This is a genomic window from Streptomyces sp. NPDC058246, from assembly GCF_042881985.1.
Classification (GTDB): Bacteria; Actinomycetota; Actinomycetes; order Streptomycetales; family Streptomycetaceae; genus Streptomyces.
The window spans coordinates 291,149-305,423 of the sequence record NZ_JBHVWZ010000004.1 but is presented as its reverse complement, the minus strand read 5'-3'; the positions used below and the strand labels follow the sequence as shown (position 1 = coordinate 305,423).

At 70.6% G+C, this 14,275-nt stretch carries 15 protein-coding genes and 2 pseudogenes; 10 read left to right on the top strand and 7 right to left on the bottom strand.

The annotated features are described in order from the left end of the window. Window positions 1-5: 5 nt before the first annotated feature. A pseudogene (locus ACFVXA_RS08555) lies at window positions 6-1,044 on the bottom strand (helix-turn-helix transcriptional regulator). A gap of 101 nt (window positions 1,045-1,145) precedes the next feature. Between ACFVXA_RS08555 and ACFVXA_RS08550 the strand changes: the two are divergent. The 3 genes and pseudogenes from ACFVXA_RS08550 to ACFVXA_RS08540 all read left to right on the top strand — a co-directional run. Next, on the top strand, window positions 1,146-1,721 hold the full coding sequence (locus ACFVXA_RS08550) for a DinB family protein (RefSeq protein WP_390024432.1): 576 nt from the start codon (window positions 1,146-1,148) through the stop codon (window positions 1,719-1,721). A gap of 276 nt (window positions 1,722-1,997) precedes the next feature. Then, the gene (locus ACFVXA_RS08545; protein WP_390024446.1) at window positions 1,998-2,294 is read left to right on the top strand and encodes a hypothetical protein; all 297 of its coding nucleotides are present in this window, start codon (window positions 1,998-2,000) and stop codon (window positions 2,292-2,294) included. Next, a pseudogene (locus ACFVXA_RS08540) lies at window positions 2,291-2,434 on the top strand (winged helix DNA-binding domain-containing protein); the annotation flags it as partial. The gene ACFVXA_RS08545 and the pseudogene ACFVXA_RS08540, both read left to right, overlap by 4 nt. Before the next feature lie 317 nt (window positions 2,435-2,751). On the opposite strand, the gene ACFVXA_RS08535 reads toward ACFVXA_RS08540, so the two are convergent. After that, on the bottom strand, window positions 2,752-3,765 hold the full coding sequence (locus ACFVXA_RS08535; RefSeq protein ID WP_390024327.1) for a sigma-70 family RNA polymerase sigma factor: 1,014 nt from the start codon (window positions 3,763-3,765) through the stop codon (window positions 2,752-2,754). 155 nt (window positions 3,766-3,920) lie between these two features. On the opposite strand from ACFVXA_RS08535, the gene ACFVXA_RS08530 reads away from it, so the two are divergent. From ACFVXA_RS08530 to ACFVXA_RS08515, 4 genes are all read left to right on the top strand, one after another. Further along, window positions 3,921-4,649: an SDR family NAD(P)-dependent oxidoreductase gene (locus ACFVXA_RS08530; RefSeq protein WP_389939572.1), complete on the top strand. Its 729-nt coding sequence runs from the start codon at window positions 3,921-3,923 to the stop codon at window positions 4,647-4,649. Window positions 4,650-4,747: 98 nt separating this feature from the next. Continuing rightward, the gene (locus ACFVXA_RS08525; protein ID WP_389939574.1) at window positions 4,748-5,158 is read left to right on the top strand and encodes a DUF2182 domain-containing protein; all 411 of its coding nucleotides are present in this window, start codon (window positions 4,748-4,750) and stop codon (window positions 5,156-5,158) included. Continuing rightward, on the top strand, window positions 5,155-5,973 hold the full coding sequence (locus tag ACFVXA_RS08520) for a DUF899 domain-containing protein (RefSeq protein ID WP_390024325.1): 819 nt from the start codon (window positions 5,155-5,157) through the stop codon (window positions 5,971-5,973). Before ACFVXA_RS08525 ends, ACFVXA_RS08520 begins: the two co-directional genes overlap by 4 nt. Next, window positions 5,970-6,656, top strand: a complete 687-nt coding sequence (locus ACFVXA_RS08515; RefSeq protein WP_390024323.1) for an SDR family NAD(P)-dependent oxidoreductase — start codon at window positions 5,970-5,972, stop codon at window positions 6,654-6,656. The genes ACFVXA_RS08520 and ACFVXA_RS08515 overlap by 4 nt, the downstream gene beginning before the upstream one ends. Before the next feature lie 229 nt (window positions 6,657-6,885). Here ACFVXA_RS08515 and ACFVXA_RS08510 read toward each other — a convergent pair whose 3' ends face one another. Then, window positions 6,886-7,824 (bottom strand): sigma-70 family RNA polymerase sigma factor, encoded by a 939-nt coding sequence (locus tag ACFVXA_RS08510; protein ID WP_383908080.1) that lies wholly within the window; start codon window positions 7,822-7,824, stop codon window positions 6,886-6,888. Between the two features lie 96 nt (window positions 7,825-7,920). Here ACFVXA_RS08510 and ACFVXA_RS08505 point away from each other — a divergent pair, with 96 nt between their 5' ends. After that, a complete protein-coding gene (locus ACFVXA_RS08505; RefSeq protein WP_390024321.1) occupies window positions 7,921-9,324 on the top strand; it encodes a DHA2 family efflux MFS transporter permease subunit in 1,404 nt (467 codons plus the stop codon). A gap of 908 nt (window positions 9,325-10,232) precedes the next feature. Here ACFVXA_RS08505 and ACFVXA_RS08500 read toward each other — a convergent pair. Genes ACFVXA_RS08500 through ACFVXA_RS08490 form a run of 3 tightly spaced genes read right to left on the bottom strand, consistent with a single transcriptional unit; the run spans window position 10,233 to window position 11,295 of the window. Beyond that, on the bottom strand, window positions 10,233-10,643 hold the full coding sequence (locus tag ACFVXA_RS08500) for a DUF4259 domain-containing protein (RefSeq protein WP_390024319.1): 411 nt from the start codon (window positions 10,641-10,643) through the stop codon (window positions 10,233-10,235). Window positions 10,644-10,669: 26 nt separating this feature from the next. After that, window positions 10,670-11,041, bottom strand: a complete 372-nt coding sequence (locus ACFVXA_RS08495) for a fic family toxin-antitoxin system, toxin component (RefSeq protein ID WP_362033863.1) — start codon at window positions 11,039-11,041, stop codon at window positions 10,670-10,672. Further along, on the bottom strand, window positions 11,038-11,295 hold the full coding sequence (locus tag ACFVXA_RS08490; RefSeq protein WP_362033861.1) for a hypothetical protein: 258 nt from the start codon (window positions 11,293-11,295) through the stop codon (window positions 11,038-11,040). The genes ACFVXA_RS08495 and ACFVXA_RS08490 overlap by 4 nt, the downstream gene beginning before the upstream one ends. Window positions 11,296-11,570: 275 nt before the next feature. Here ACFVXA_RS08490 and ACFVXA_RS08485 point away from each other — a divergent pair, with 275 nt between their 5' ends. Next, entirely contained in the window at window positions 11,571-12,290 is a 720-nt protein-coding gene (locus ACFVXA_RS08485; RefSeq protein WP_390024317.1) for an SDR family oxidoreductase, read from the top strand. A gap of 162 nt (window positions 12,291-12,452) precedes the next feature. Next, window positions 12,453-12,872, top strand: coding sequence for a DUF402 domain-containing protein (locus tag ACFVXA_RS08480; RefSeq protein WP_383908068.1), 420 nt, complete (start codon window positions 12,453-12,455; stop codon window positions 12,870-12,872). A gap of 208 nt (window positions 12,873-13,080) precedes the next feature. Here the strand turns inward: ACFVXA_RS08480 and ACFVXA_RS08475 are convergent, their stop codons facing one another. Then, window positions 13,081-13,842, bottom strand: coding sequence for an SDR family oxidoreductase (locus ACFVXA_RS08475; protein WP_390024315.1), 762 nt, complete (start codon window positions 13,840-13,842; stop codon window positions 13,081-13,083). Between the last annotated feature and the right edge of the window lie 433 nt (window positions 13,843-14,275).

Below are 14,275 nucleotides of genomic sequence, written 5' to 3'. Positions count from 1 at the left end.
CCCCCTTACAGGCGCTGCTTCGAGCCGACCCCGCCGGCGGGTGCGTCGGTCGCGGCGTCGGCGTAGCGGCGGGCCAGGTGGGCGAAGGCGTCCTTGAGCTCGGCAGGGCCGACGACCGCGATGTCGGCGTCGAACCCGCCGATGGCGGCGGCCAGGCCAGGCCAGGCCAGGCCATGACCACGAGCCCAGGACAAGTCGGCAGCGATCCGGGCCGAGTTCCTCGACGACTCCGTCGCGGGTGTGGCGGGACACGACGGCGGCGGGCAGGTCGAGGATCACCTCGCCCCGGCAGGGCCAGTCGCCCGAGCCGTCGGAGCCATGGAACCTGCTGGTCACGAAGGCGGCCACGTTCCCTCCGGGCAGTTCGCGCGGCGTGAAGCGGGGACCCGTGGGGGTGCGCGGGGTGATCCGGTCGACGCGGAAGGTGCGCCAGTCGTCGCGGTCGAGGTCCCAGGCCACCAGGTACCACCGCCCGCCCCGGGTGACGAGGTGATGGGGCTGCACCCGGCGCGGCGGAGTTGCGGCGAGGTCGTCGTGACCGGCTCCCGGTGGGGATGCGGGGGCGTAGTCGAAGCGCAGCACTTCGCGGGCGTGGACGACGACGCTCAGTGCCATGAGCACGCTGCTGTCGACCTGTGGTTCCGGCCGGGTCGAGGGCCGCTCCACGGCGGTTACCTGGAGGGTGTCGATGTGGCGCCGCAGCCGTGCGGGCATGACCTGCCGGACGGTGGTCAGCGCGCGCGCAGCGGCCTCCTCGATGCCGGCACCGGTGGTGGTGGCGATCTGGAGTGCGACCGCCAGAGCAATGGCCTGCTCGTCGTCGAACAGCAACGGGGGCAGCTCCGTGCCGGCGTCGAGCCGGTAGCCACCGTCGGGCCCCTTGAAGGCCACGATGGGGTAGCCGAGCTTCCGCAGGCGGTCGACATCGCGGCGCACGGTGCGCGGACTGATCTCCAGCCGCTCGGCCAGCATCGCCCCCGGCCAGTCCCGGCGCGCCTGGAGCAGGGAGAGCAGCGAGAGCAGTCGCGATGAGGTCTTCGGCATGTCTCCAGATTCCCCCGAGAAGCGGACACTCCCTGGCCGCTTCTCCTGCGACTGTTTGTCCCGTGCCGGACAACGAGAACGACCGGAAGGACCCGAACACCATGACCGCCACCACGCCTCCCTCAACCCTCGACGCCGAGCGGCTCGACCTGCTCGCCGCGCTCGCGACCGCCCGATCCACTCTGATCAACACGACGCGCGGGCTCAGCGACGAGCAGGCCGGCAAGCGCCCGACGGTCAGCGCGCTGTGCCTGGGCGGGCTGATCAAACACGTTGCGTCCACCGAGGAAGGCTGGATGCGCTTCGTGGTCGAGGGCCCGTCGGCGATCCGCTACGACCTGCCCGAAGGTGTCACCTGGGCCGACCTCGAGGCCGGCACCGCACGCGAGGTCCCGCAGTGGGCGATCGACCGCCAGAACGACTTCCGGATGCTGCCCGGCGAGACGCTGGCCGGGATCCTCGAGCGCTACGAGCAGATCGCCGCGCGGAGCGAGAAGGTCATCGCCTCCGTACCCGACCTGTCGGCGACGCATCCGTTGCCGGAGGCGCCCTGGCACGAGCCGGGTGCGGTGCGCAGCGTGCGCCGGGTGCTGGCGCATGTCATCGCCGAGACCGCCCAGCACGCCGGGCACGCGGACATCCTGCGCGAGACGCTCGACGGACAGACGTCCACCTGACCGGTGAGGGACCCCGACCGGGTCGGACCCCCGCCCCGCCCCGCCCCGGTGCCGGGCGGCGGGCGGCGGGCGGCGGGCGGCGGGCGGCGGGCGGCGTGAACGAGGACCGGGCGGCGCGCCTGCCCGCGACCGCCCGGTCCTGACCTCAGGGCCTGCGCGGAAATGCTTGTACGGAATCACAGGGCACGGCGTCACCGTGAAGATGCGCGACTTGGGCGGACCGGTCGGGCCGGTATCCGGGTCAGCCCTTGCTGCCAGGGCCAGGGCCAGGGCCCCATGATGTCCGGACAGGCCTGCAGCTCAGAACGCGACGACCGCGGCCGGATCATCCACCGGGCACTGGACGCGGGGACCCACTTCGTCGACACCACCGACGTGAACTCCCGCAGTGGGTCGGCAGAGAATATCGGCCAGGTACGGGCGATCGGCTCGTCGAAAGCCCCGGCCTCGGAGACCGTCGAGGCGCGGTGGGGCGCCGACCGGCGTGGACCGCAGCGCCTTCGCACCGAGCAGTCCCCGTACTCCATACACGGGCGACCGATCGACGAGCATGCCGCGGCAGGGCGCCGCTGACCGTTCTCGACGCCCGAGCGCTCAACCGCGCGGCGCAGCCCCGGCAGTTGCTGCTCGACCGCGCCGACGTAGCGGTCCTCTACGCCGTCGCGCACCTCGGCGGTCTGCAGGCGCAGGAACCGCAGCGAAACGGAGTTGGGGGAACTCGACGCCGCCTAGCTTGATCTTCGACCTGTGCGGCGGGGTCGTACGGTGGTCGGCTGTCGAGCGGGGGGGCGGGCCGGCTGCTGCGGCTGCGGTCTGTGGCACCCGCGTCGCGCAGCCGGGGCCGTGAGTCGGCTGTCACTGCGCCTGGCGAATGGTCTGGGCTGCCCGCTCGTGGCGGTGGCGCACTCAGGGTTGCCAGGAACGCCCTTCGAGCGGGGCGGGACGACCCCCAGCCAGATGTCCAGCGGGGGGGGTGGCTGACCGGCAGAAGCGGCTCGAGCCGCCTCCTTCCGGCTCGCCCGGACACGTCCTAAATGCGCAGCGTTCTGGGCAACCCGAACAGTGGCAGGAGGCTGTTGTCGCCGAAGCGGGTGATGGCGGAGATCCGGTCGTCCTCCAGGGCGAGCACCACCAGCCCGTACGCGTGGGCGATCGGGCTCTGGGGATCGCGGAGGTAACAGCCGAACGCCGGCTGACCGTTCGCGCGCGTGGGGACCAGCCGGAGCGCCCGACCGCCCCACCAAGGGCGGGTCCGGTAGAACCGGCTGATCGCCGCGTGTCCCTGGTACTCGAGGGGCTCGGGCGGCATCGTCAGCCATGCGTCGTCGGTCAGCAGCGCGACGAGCCGGTCGACGTCGGAGCTCTCCATCGCCTCCACGAACCGCCCGACGAGCTCGCGTTCACGCGGTGAGCGCGGCAGCGGCGCCAGGTCGCGGTCGCGCTCGGGGAGCTGGCCGTCCAGAGTCGCACGCGCCCGCTGCAGGGTGCTGTTCACCGAGACGCCACTGCTGTCGAGCAGGTCGGCAACCTCGGCTGCGCGGAAGCCGAGCACGTCGCGCAGCACCAGTACCGCGCGCTGGCGTGGCGGCAGGCGTTGGAGTCCGGCCACGAAGGCCAGAGCCAGCGACTCCCTCGTTTCGTAGCGGGCCTCCGGTCCCGGGGCCGTGTCCGGCAGGTCGTCCAGCAGGGCGTCCGGGTAGGGCTCGAACCAGGTCGACTCGGAGCGGCGCGTGGGCTCGGGCACGTCGAGCGGAGGGCGGCCCGGCTGCTGCGGCTGCGGCCGGCGGCCCGTGTCGCGCAGCGCGTTCAGGCAGCGGTTGGTCGCGATGCGGTAGAGCCAGGCCCGTACGGAGGCCCGTCCCTGGAATCCGCCGAGCCCGCGCCAGGCGGCCAGAAGGGTTTCCTGGACCGTGTCCTCCGCGTCCTGCACGGATCCGAGGATCCGATAGCAGTGCAGCTGGAGCTCGCGTCGGTAGGGCTCGGTGAGCTCACGGAACGCTTCGCCGTCGCCCGCCCGGGCACGGGCCAGGGTCGATTCGATCACCACGGAATTTTCGCCTCGCCTCTTTCACTCGTCCTCCGGATAAGGACACCGTCCGGGACGAAAAGTCATCGGTGACTTTCCTGGGGCGGTCGTGTCTCAACGAACGACCGCAATTCCACACCGCATTTCCATGAGGAACCAGGGAGACCGTCACCATGGCAACCATCACGGGCAGTGCAGTTCTGATCACCGGGGGCAATCGCGGCATCGGCCGGGGGTTGGTGGAGGAGGCCCTGAGCAGGGGTGCGGAGCGGGTGTACGTCGGGACGCGCGAGCCTTTGGCCCACCCGGACGCGCGTGTCACTCCGCTGGCCCTGGAGGTGACCGACGCGGCGCAGCTGCGACGAGCCGTCGACGAAGTCGCTTCTCTCGATGTCCTCGTCAACAATGCCGGCATCGCGCTCTACGACGACCTGAACGATCGTTCCGTCCTCGAACAGCACCTCGCCGTCAACCTCTTCGGCACCTACGACGTGACGCGGGCGTTCCTGCCGTTGCTGCTGCGTTCGCGGGGAGCGATCGTCAACAACCTGTCGGTGAACGGCCTCGCTCCCTTGCCGCTGATTCCGGCCTACTCGGTCTCGAAGGCGGCCGCGTTCTCCCTGACGCAGTCACTGCGCGCCCTGCTGGCCGAGCGGGGAGTGCGCGTACACGCCGTCCTGACCGGCCCGGTGGACACCGACATGAGCCGGGGCATCGATGTGCCGAAGGCCTCCGCGGAGTCCGTGGCGCGGGCCATCTTCGACGGGGTGGAGAAGGACGAGGAGGACATCTTCCCCGACCCGCTGTCGGAGTCCCTCGCCGAGGGCTGGCGCGGTGGTGTGGCGAAGGCTCTGGAGCTGCAGTTGGCGGACCTCTCGGCGGCGCACCGTGCCACGTCCTGAGCAACGGAACTCGGTTGGCGCGACAGCCGACGGCGGGACGAGCGTCGGCTTCCGCGCTTCGGCGGCTGGTTTCGTTCGGGTCCTTCTTCGCCCTGTGGGTGTCGATGATGGCGGCGATGATGCTGCCGGGCGCGGCGCCGGCAACGTTGCGGCGCGCCCGTACCGGCGGCGGTCAGGGGCGCGCCGTGCCGCTGTTCGTCGGGTCGTACCTCGCCGTCTGGGCCCTCGCCGGCGTCGCCGTCTACGCGGTGTACCGGCCGCACGGATCGCTCGCCGCCGGCGCGGTGGTGATGGCGGCGGCTGTCTACGAGGTCACGCCGCTCAAGCGGCATTTCCGCGGGCGCTGCCGCGAAAGCGTCCGTTCCGGATGGGCGTTCGGACTGTACTGCGTGGGCTCGAGCATCGGGCTGATGCTGACGCCGCCGGCGCTGGGCGTCATGAGCGTGACGTGGATGTCCGTGATCGCCGTCCTCGTCCTACATGAACCGCAGGAAAGGGAGAGACCATGACCGAGCACAAGACCGGAACACGTGAAGAGTGGCTCGCGGCCAGGCTGGACCTGCTCGAGTCCGAGAAAGCCCTGACGCGACACAGCGACGAACTGGCGCGGCGGCGGCAGGAGCTGCCCTGGGTCCGCATGGACAAGCAGTACCGCTTCGAGACCGACGCGGGCGCAGCGTCCCTGGAGGCTCTCTTCGGCGGGCGTTCGCAACTCCTCATCTACCACTTCATGTTCGGGCCCGAGTACAAGGCGGGGTGTCCGTCCTGTTCGGCGATCGCGGACGGCTTCGACGGCTCCGTCGTCCACCTCGCGCATCACGACGTCACGCTCTGCGCGGTGTCGCGGGCCCCGTTGGCTCAACTGCAGGCGTACAAGGAGCGGATGGGCTGGGGCTTCCCCTGGGCGTCGTCGTACGGCAGCGACTTCAACTACGACTTCGGGGTGGCACACACCCAGGAGGAGTGGCAGTCGGGAGCCGTCGCGTACAACTTCCGCGAGAACAGGGACTTCCGGTTGCCACCCGGCGAACTGGGCGTCCAGCTCAGCGAGTTCGCGTCGAGGGTCGGGACGGACTGGGACACCTATCGGCGAGAGGGACCGGGCATGAGCGCGTTCGCGCGCGAGGACGGTGTCGTCTACCACACCTACTCGTCGTACGAGCGCGGCATCGACGGCCTCTGGAGCATGCAGCAGTGGCTCGACCGCGCGCCGCTCGGCCGCAATGAGACCGGTATGTGGTGGCGCCGCCACGACGAGTACGACAGCCCGGGCCCCGCGCGGAGGACATCCGCGGCTTCGGCCCGTCTCGGAGGAACATCGTGACCATCCACCACGCCCTCGTCATCGGTGCCGGAAGCGGCGTCGGCCGCGCCACCGCCGACGCCCTCACCGTCGCCGGAGTCCGCGTCCTGGCCGCCGGTCACGAGCGGGACGCCACGGATCCCGCGCAGGTCGCCGCCCTCCTCGACGAGGCCGACCCGGACCTCGTGGTGGTCACCGCGGGTACGCGCCCGCGGATGGCGCCGATCGAGGAGCAGAACTGGGAGTCGTTCTCGGCGCCGTGGCACGTGGACGTCAAGATCGCCTTCGAGGTCGGCCGCGCCGCGCTGGCACGGCCGCTGCGCGCCAACTCGACCGTGGTGATCGTGTCGAGCGGCGCCGGGCTCGGCGGCTCGCCGCTGTCGGGCGGGTACGCGGGCGCCAAACGGACGCAGATGTTCCTGGCCGACTACCTTCAGTCCGCCGCCGACGCCCGTGAACTCGGGATTCGGTTCGTCGCCCTGGTCCCGCGCCAGTTGCTGGTCGGCACCCCGATCGGTGAGGCCGCGGCCGCCGCGTACGGCGCCAGGACCGGCCAGTCGGCGGAGGCCTACTTCAAGGAGCACTACCCGGTACCGCTCGACTCCGCCGGGGTCGCCCGCGCCGTCCTCTCGGTCGCCTCCGGCCAGGAACACCGTCACAAGAGGCTGCTGGCCGTGACGGGCACGGGACTTGAGGCCATCTGATCCTTGTACCGACAGGGCGGGGCGGGTCCTGCCAGGAAGGCCGCCCCGGTGCCGCTCTCGGCCATGGGCTCCTGCGCGTCGGTGAACGTCGCTCTCCCGGGCGGGCCGGCTGAGACATTCGCCGCCCTACGCGGCCGCCACGTCAACGGCGATCCGTCCTCACCCTCCGAGTCCTGAGGCCACCACCGCTGGTCCTCGATGAGACGTCTGCGGTCCGGGGAGTCAGGCTTCAGATACGGAGAGGCAGCCCGAACCGCCGTACGAGGGAGGGGTCGTGGAAGGCGGTGACAGCGGCGACGGCCGGGCCGCGCCATGTGATGACCTGCACCGCGAAGGCGTCGCCGTCGTGGTACATGGCGAAGCCCGGCTGCCCGTTGGCGCGGAGGGGAACCAGCCGGGTGCCCTTGTCGCGCAGTCTTGCGGTCAGCAGCCCGATGACGCTGTCGCGGCCGGCGAACCACGACGGGTTCGGCGGCATCTGCCAGACCGCGTCCTCGGTCAGGAGCCTGGTCAGCGCGGCGATGTCGGCCCGCTGGAAGGCGTCGGCGTACCGGTCGAGCAGGTCGCGTTGCTCCTGCTCGGCAGGTTCGGCGATCTCCTCGATGGCCGGTTCCAGCCGGTCGAGGTGGGCTCGGGCACGCTGCAGTGTGCTGTGCACCGCGGCCGGGGTGACACCGAGCACGTCGGCGGCCTCCTCCGCCGACCAGGCCAGCACGTCCCGCAGTATGAGCACGGTCCGCTGCCGTGCGGGCAGGTGCTGCAGGGCGGCGATGAGGGCCAGCCGCAGTCCGGCCCGTCCGGCCACGATGGCCGCCGGGTCGGCCTGTTCGTCGGGGATCGGCTCCAGCCACGGGATGTCCGGATCACGCTGGGCCAGCGTGATCGGGTCGGTGGCCGGTCCGCCCAGCCCGGCGGGCAGTACTCGGCGGCTTCCGTGCCGCAGCGCGTTGAGGCAGGCGTTGGTGGCGATCCGGTAGAGCCAGGTACGCAACGAGGCGCGGCCCTGGAAGTCGGCGTACGACCGCCAGGCGCGCAGATAGGTTTCCTGCACGAGGTCCTCCGCGTCCTGCACCGACCCCAGCATCCGATAGCAGTGGGTCAGCAGTTCTCGCCGGAACGGCCCGGTCAGGCGTACGAACTCGTCATGCGGCTGCTCGATCACGGTCACCCTGTGTTCCTCCCTTTCTTGTACAGACACGCCAGGCCGCCGGAATTCATCGGGGCCGGCCCGGCCAATTGAGCAGCGCCGCCGGTCGGTACTCACATGGACAGAAAATGGGTTCTGGGGCTCGCCTCCGCGGCCTCGGTGATGGTGGCGCTCGACGCCACCGTGGTGACTACGGCACTGAGTCGGATCCGGCTGGATCTCGGCACCTCGATCGAAGAACTCGAATGGACGGTGAACGCCTACAGCCTGAGCTTCGCCGTCCTGCTGATGACCGGTGCCGTGCTGGGCGACCGGTTCGGGCGGCGGCTGGTCTTCACGACCGGGCTGACGCTGTTCACCGCGGCCTCGGCGGCCTGCGCGCTCGCACCGGGCGTCGGCTGGCTGATCGCGGCACGGGCGGTGCAGGGCGCCGGTGCGGCACTGGTGATGCCGCTGGCGATGGCGCTGCTCAGCGCCGTCTATCCGCCGCCGGAACGGCCGAGAGCGTTGGGGCTCTTCTCCGGGCTGACCGGGCTCGCGGTGGTCGCCGGCCCGGTCGTGGGGGGCGCCGTCACCCAGGGACTCGCCTGGCAGTGGATCTTCTGGCTCAACCTGCCGATCGGTCTGGCCGTCATCCCGCTGGTGCTGCGCCGGGTGCCGGAAAGCCGCGGCGGTTCAGGCTCCGTGGACGCCGGCGGCCTGGTACTGGTCACCGGTGCCGCGCTCGGGCTGGTGTGGGGGCTGGTCCGCTCGCACGCTGCCGGGTGGGGCAGCGCCGAGGTGGTCGGGGCGCTGATCGCGGGCGCGTTCTGCGGAGCGGCCTTCGTGGCCTGGCAGCGAGTCGCCCAGCGGCCGATGGTGCCGCTGGGGCTGTTCCGGCTCCCCGGCTTCGCGGCGGGCAACACCGCCGGGGTGTTCCTCTACGCCTCGCTCTACGGGTCCTTGTTCTTCGCTGCCCAGTACTTCCAGACAGGGCGCGGCGACACTCCACTGGCCGCCGGCTTGCACCTGCTGGCCTGGACCGCTTCCGTGACGGTGGTGGCACCGTTGGCGGGCCGGCTGACGAACCGGATCGGCGCGCGGGCGCCGGCCGCACTCGGGCTCGCCCTCCAGGCGGCCGGGATGGGATGGCTCGCGCTCGTCGCCACACCGTCCGTGCCGTATGGAGAGATGATCGCTCCGATGCTCATCGCCGGGGCCGGCGTGAGCATGGCGATGCCCGCCACCCAGACCGCCGTCCTCAACGCGGTCACCCCCGAGCAGATCGGCAAGGCCTCCGGGGTGTTCAACACCGGCCGCCAACTCGGCGGGGTGTTCGGAGTCGCGGTGCTGGCCCTGGTGTTCAGCAAGGCCGGGAGCTACGAGGGGCCAGCCGCCTTCGCCGACGGGTTCGCCGTGTCGATCGCGGTCAGCGGCGCTCTGTCGCTGGCCGGAGCGGTGGCGGCACTGGCCATCCCGGGGCGCCGCGGGATCGCCCCGGGACCTGCGGCCGCCGCACCGGTGCTCACGCCGAACCGTTGATCTGCCGAGTCAAGCTGGCATCGGTCGGGACCCACGCGGCCGGTCGCAGGACCTGAGCCGGCCCGACCGGGCGCTAATCTCGCAACGGCGCTCAATCTCGCAACCTCGACTTCAGAGGCTCGCTGGTGGGTCCCGGTCACCAGAGGTGACTGTGTCACGGGGGGGCTGTGTCCCCCGGGGGCTGTCTCACCGGGAAGGTGTCTCACTGGGAAGCTGCCTCACCCAGGGGCTGTGTCACCGGGGCTGTGTCACCGGGGGCTGTGCTCTGGTGACACGCCGCACCGTCCTCATCTCTCGCCGCTGCCACCGGTACGCACCGACGGCACCGATGGCAGCGTTGACAGACAGTTGGCCGCGGTCGATCACATCAGGTGATTCAACGGCTTCCGTCTCCGCCGGATGAATCTTCGGGTTTGACGCCGGTGAAGGCGGAGGCGTCCTTCTCGCCGCTGGGGCGCCGGGACTTTCCGCGACGGCCGGTGTCATGCATGCCTTCGGACTTCTTTCCCCGGTCTTCGCCGCTCGTGGTCAAGCTGTCCGAGGGCGTGCCGACCCCCGATGCCTCTTTCTCCTTCTTGCTGGGCGCCTTGCGGGGCTCATCGGGCCCAGGGGCATATTTGTCGGGGTGGAAGGACCGGTGGGCGCTGGGGTTCGGCTGCTGCGATTCCTCGTTCACAGACGGGCCCCACCGCATGTCACGCTCTCCCCTGGATTTGCGCGGTCCTTCCCCGTGCGGGGGCTGCTTCGGTGTTTTCGCCATCGCGAGACCTCTCGTTCTCGTCAGATCCCCAATTGTCCTCCTTTATCCGCAATAGCTCCACGGTCGCCCGGGAACAGTCGGCAGCTCCAGGGGCACCCCGGACTGGCCGGCCCCCTCTCGCAGCGGGAATCCATCCGCTTCCCCGTGGTCAGCGCCGTACGGCGCCGAGGCCCGCGGCAGCCGAGTTGTCCGGCTCCAGATCGGACAGCGGGTCTCCCTGATGCTCGGGCTCGAGTGCGAGGACGGCGCAAATGCGGCTGATGCTCTGCCGCCACTTCGGACCATCCGGTGTCTCGTCCCAGAGCTTGGCGAGCTCCGACGCCTCGGCGACCACCCGGCCGAGCACCTCGGCAGCAAGCGTCCGAAGATCGTCGGCGAAGGTCGGAAGCGGAAGGCCTTCGTCCGGCCTGTGACTTGCACCGACCGGCTCGCCGCCCGGGCACTGTGCCGCGACGAGAGCGGCGGCAGCGACAGCCTCCGCCCCCTCGGGGCTTCGAGGCAGCCCGGGTCTGGATGCCAGTCCGGCGACGGCGCGGCCGGTCGCGGTGGGCTGCCACACTGTGGGACAGCCGACCGCCCCGGCGATCAGGGCTTCCAGGTCCGCAGGAAGGCGGCTATCCGGGCGACCGTGGAGCGCGGGTTGTTCAGTTCATGGGCGAGAGCGGTGAGTTGCTCGCGGGTGGGGTTGACGGGGATGCTGCTGGCTTCCAGGTACATCACGGCGACCGCGCAGGCGACGGTGAGGTTGGAGCGCTCCAGCCAGCGGCAGCGGCCCAGGGTGTGTACCAGGGCGGCGGCCCGGGCGTAGGGGCCGTCGTAGACGGGGTGGTCGAGGAGTTCGCCGCGGTGGCGGGCGACGGCGGCGACGGGCACCCCGTAGTCGTCGACGCGCGGATCACGGCGGCCGGCCCGCTCCGCGGCCTCGAGGATCCAGGCCTCGTCGATGTGCAGGATCACGCGGCGGCGCCGGGCTGCGGCCGCGTGTACGGCGCGTCCAACTGTTCTTCCAGGTCGTCGAGGAAGGCGCCATGCTGGTCGATGAGGCGCTGCGCGGCGGCCATGCCGGCGGCGCGGGCGCCGGTGGTGTCCTCGATGATGAGGCGCTCGACGTACCGGTTGAAATCGAGCCCCCGAGCAGCCGCGGCGTCCTTGCCTGCGGCGAGCACCTCGGGCTCCAGCCGGACCTGCGTCTGCTTCTTCGTGGACGTCATCCTGACAAGGTAGCAGGGTGGTAGCAATCGCGGTGAGCGCCACCGAGTCGCGCGCGGCCGTGTCCCGTATGAAGCTGCCCTGAGTGCTGGGCGAGACAGCCGATCAAGGCGGTGGAACCCTGCCCGGACCAGTGGGGCGGGTGCGGTTCGGGTGGTGACCGGGACCCGAGCGCTATACGTTCGTATGGGGCGGCGCCGCGCTCACGTTCGTGACCACAACCGCGGCGTGACCGCCCCTCTTGGGCCCAGCAACCCGTCGCCGGAGAGGCGCTCCCTTGAAGATCCACGGGTCTGTCGCGTTCGTCACCGGAGCCAACCGCGGGCTCGGTGAGCATTTCGTGCGGGCGCTCTTCGACGCTGGAGCGGCGAAGGTCTATGCCGGATCCCGCGACCCCGCAAAGGTCACCGTGCCGGACGCGATCCCGGTCGCCGTGGACATCACCGACCACGAGTCCGTGCGCGCGGCAGCCGACCAGGCCCAGGACGTGACCCTCCTCATCAACAACGCCGGTTCGACGACGCGGGCCGACGTGCTCGCGGCTGACCTGGACGCGTTCCGGATGGAGTTCGAGACTCACGTAATCGGCACCCTCGCCATGAGCAGGGCCTTCGCCCCCGTCCTCGGGCGCAACGCCGGCGGCGCGATCGTCAATGTCCTGTCCGTGCTGTCCTGGGTTTCGATCCCGGCGAGCTCCGGATACGCCGCGGCCAAGTCCGCCGAGTGGTCGGTCACCAACGCCCTGCGGCTGGCACTCGCCGAACAGGGCACACCGGTCACCGCACTGCACGTCAGCTACATGGAGACGGACATGGCCGCGAGCGTGACCGCTCCCAAGGCCGATCCCGCCGCCGTAGCCCGCGCGACTCTCGACGGTGTCGAGGCCGGGCTGCACGAAGTACTCGCCGACGACGCGAGCAAAAGGGTCCAGGCAGCGCTGGCCCAGGGTCCGGAGGCGTTGTATCCCCAACTGACGGGCCACCCGGCGCTTATCTGATCCGATCTGATCAGATCTGCTCCCTCTCACACAGGCTAAGACTTCTACCCTCAAGCCGGCCCCTCGGCACGTGGGGGCTCTCCGGTCTGGGAGGCCGAGCTGCCCGGTGATGTCCATCTTCGGAACGTCCCACCACAGGATCGACCCGAGGGCGGGTATCCGGTGCGGTCGGATGCCTGGCGTCGGGGCAGTGCCCTCATCTACCAGCCGGACGGCGCGTCGCACGCGGTGTGGTGGCTGTTCTCTGCCGATATGCGCTTTCAGGGTTGGTACGTCAACTTCGAGCGCCGCATCCGCCACGGCGAAGGCATCGACGTGATCGACCTCGAACTGGACCTCACGGTGGCGCCCGACCGGACATGGCAGTGGAAGGACGAGGAGTCGTTCGAGGCCAAGATTGGTCACCCCGCATATTGGACGGCCGACGAGGCAGCAGCGATCCGCGCCGAGGGGAAGGAGGTCATCGGGCTTGCCGAGGCCGGCCGCTTCCCCTTCGACGGCACATGGTGCGATTTTCGCCCTTCCTCACTCTGGGAGCTGCCGGACCGGCCGGCCGAGCCGACCACCACAGTCCTCGCCTGAATTCGCCCGATAGGAGCCCGGACAGGTCCGGCATCCGTACGGTGGAGTGCGCCCTCACATCTGGACGACGACCTTGCCCCTGGCGTGGCCATGTTCGAGGTAGGCGAAGCCCTCGGCGAACTGCTCGAACTCACCGTGGACGCCCGGCGGCTGGCGCCACAGCGTCCTCTCCGTGGAAAAACGACAGACTGAGACGCCGCCGGGGCGGTCAGTGCGCGATGAGCTGCTGGCCGCCGTCAATGTCGTACGTACCGCCGGTGAGCGCGTCATTGCACATGATGTGCACCGCCAGGGCAGCAACGTCGGCCGGGCCGACGACCCGCCGGATCGGAAGCGTCGCGCGCAGTTCCTCACGACGCGCCTCAAGCTGATCACCCAGGAGCGAGGCCGACAGCGGCGTATCGACGAACCCGGCAGCGAGGAGATTCACCCGGACCGGTGCCAGCTCGAGCGCCAGGTTCGCCGTGAGCGCGGGCAGCGCCGCGGTAAGGGCGGACAAGACAGCCATGCCGACGCCCGGGCGCCGACCGCCCGTACCGCCGATGAACAGCAGCGTGCCACCCGCCCGGACCTTGTCACGGCTGTAGAGGCCGACCCCGAGCATCGTGGCCAGGCGCTCGCTGAAGTGACGGCGGGCGACGGCAAGGTCCATGTCTGCCAAAGGCATGTAGAAGGGACCACCCGCGGTGACCAGCACGTGGTCGACCGGGCCGGGCAGATCCTCGAAGAACTGCCTCAGACGATCGGTGTCGGCCGCGTCGAACACCGCTGTGCCAACAGGGTCGAGCTCCTGCGCAGCCTGCCGCAGACGCTCCGGATTGCGGCCGACCAGAATCACCCGACCACCACCCGCACCCACCTGACGAGCAGTCTCCAGCCCGATACCCGCACTTCCACCGATCAACACCACCGTCTGGTCGACGAGATCAGACTGCCGGTGGGCGCCGGGACTCCTGGGTGCGGCCGTCACGACACAGCACCGCCGCCACCGGGGACACTCACATCACAGCCACGCATCAGCCCGCCGCCCGCCATCCGTACCTCCCGATATCAGCCATTGGTCCTATCGTCACCCTTCAGGCCGCCGATCGCCTGCCGGTCGCCTGCCGGTCGGAACGGCCACCCACGCGACGTCCCCCTGAAGAGGCAAACCGCCCGCGAACCAACCCGCAGGACGACCGCCAACCCTGCGGATGGCGGGTGCACCCTCGCGCCTCCCCCGTTTCGATCGTCGGTCGCGCGGGAGGGCGACCGCCACCGATGCCGGCGGGACGGCAGACCGAGACCATTGAGGTTGTACGTGTGACCGGAAGGTTGTACGCCTCACCGGAAGTCGGCGGCGCAGGCCCGCCCCGCGCGCAGCTGAGGAGCATGGTGGCGACAACTGACGTCGACCTGGCGGG

What these genes read in the sequence shown, in the direction of transcription:
- ACFVXA_RS08490 (WP_362033861.1), bottom strand. Translation starts at nt 11,295, where the DNA reads ATGACGTCCACGAAGAAGCAGACGCAGGTCCGGCTGGAGCCCGAGGTG.
- ACFVXA_RS08530 (WP_389939572.1), top strand. Translation starts at nt 3,921, where the DNA reads ATGGCAACCATCACGGGCAGTGCAGTTCTGATCACCGGGGGCAATCGC.
- ACFVXA_RS08550 (WP_390024432.1), top strand. Translation starts at nt 1,146, where the DNA reads ATGACCGCCACCACGCCTCCCTCAACCCTCGACGCCGAGCGGCTCGAC.
- ACFVXA_RS08545 (WP_390024446.1), top strand. Translation starts at nt 1,998, where the DNA reads ATGATGTCCGGACAGGCCTGCAGCTCAGAACGCGACGACCGCGGCCGG.
- ACFVXA_RS08520 (WP_390024325.1), top strand. Translation starts at nt 5,155, where the DNA reads ATGACCGAGCACAAGACCGGAACACGTGAAGAGTGGCTCGCGGCCAGG.
- ACFVXA_RS08505 (WP_390024321.1), top strand. Translation starts at nt 7,921, where the DNA reads ATGGACAGAAAATGGGTTCTGGGGCTCGCCTCCGCGGCCTCGGTGATG.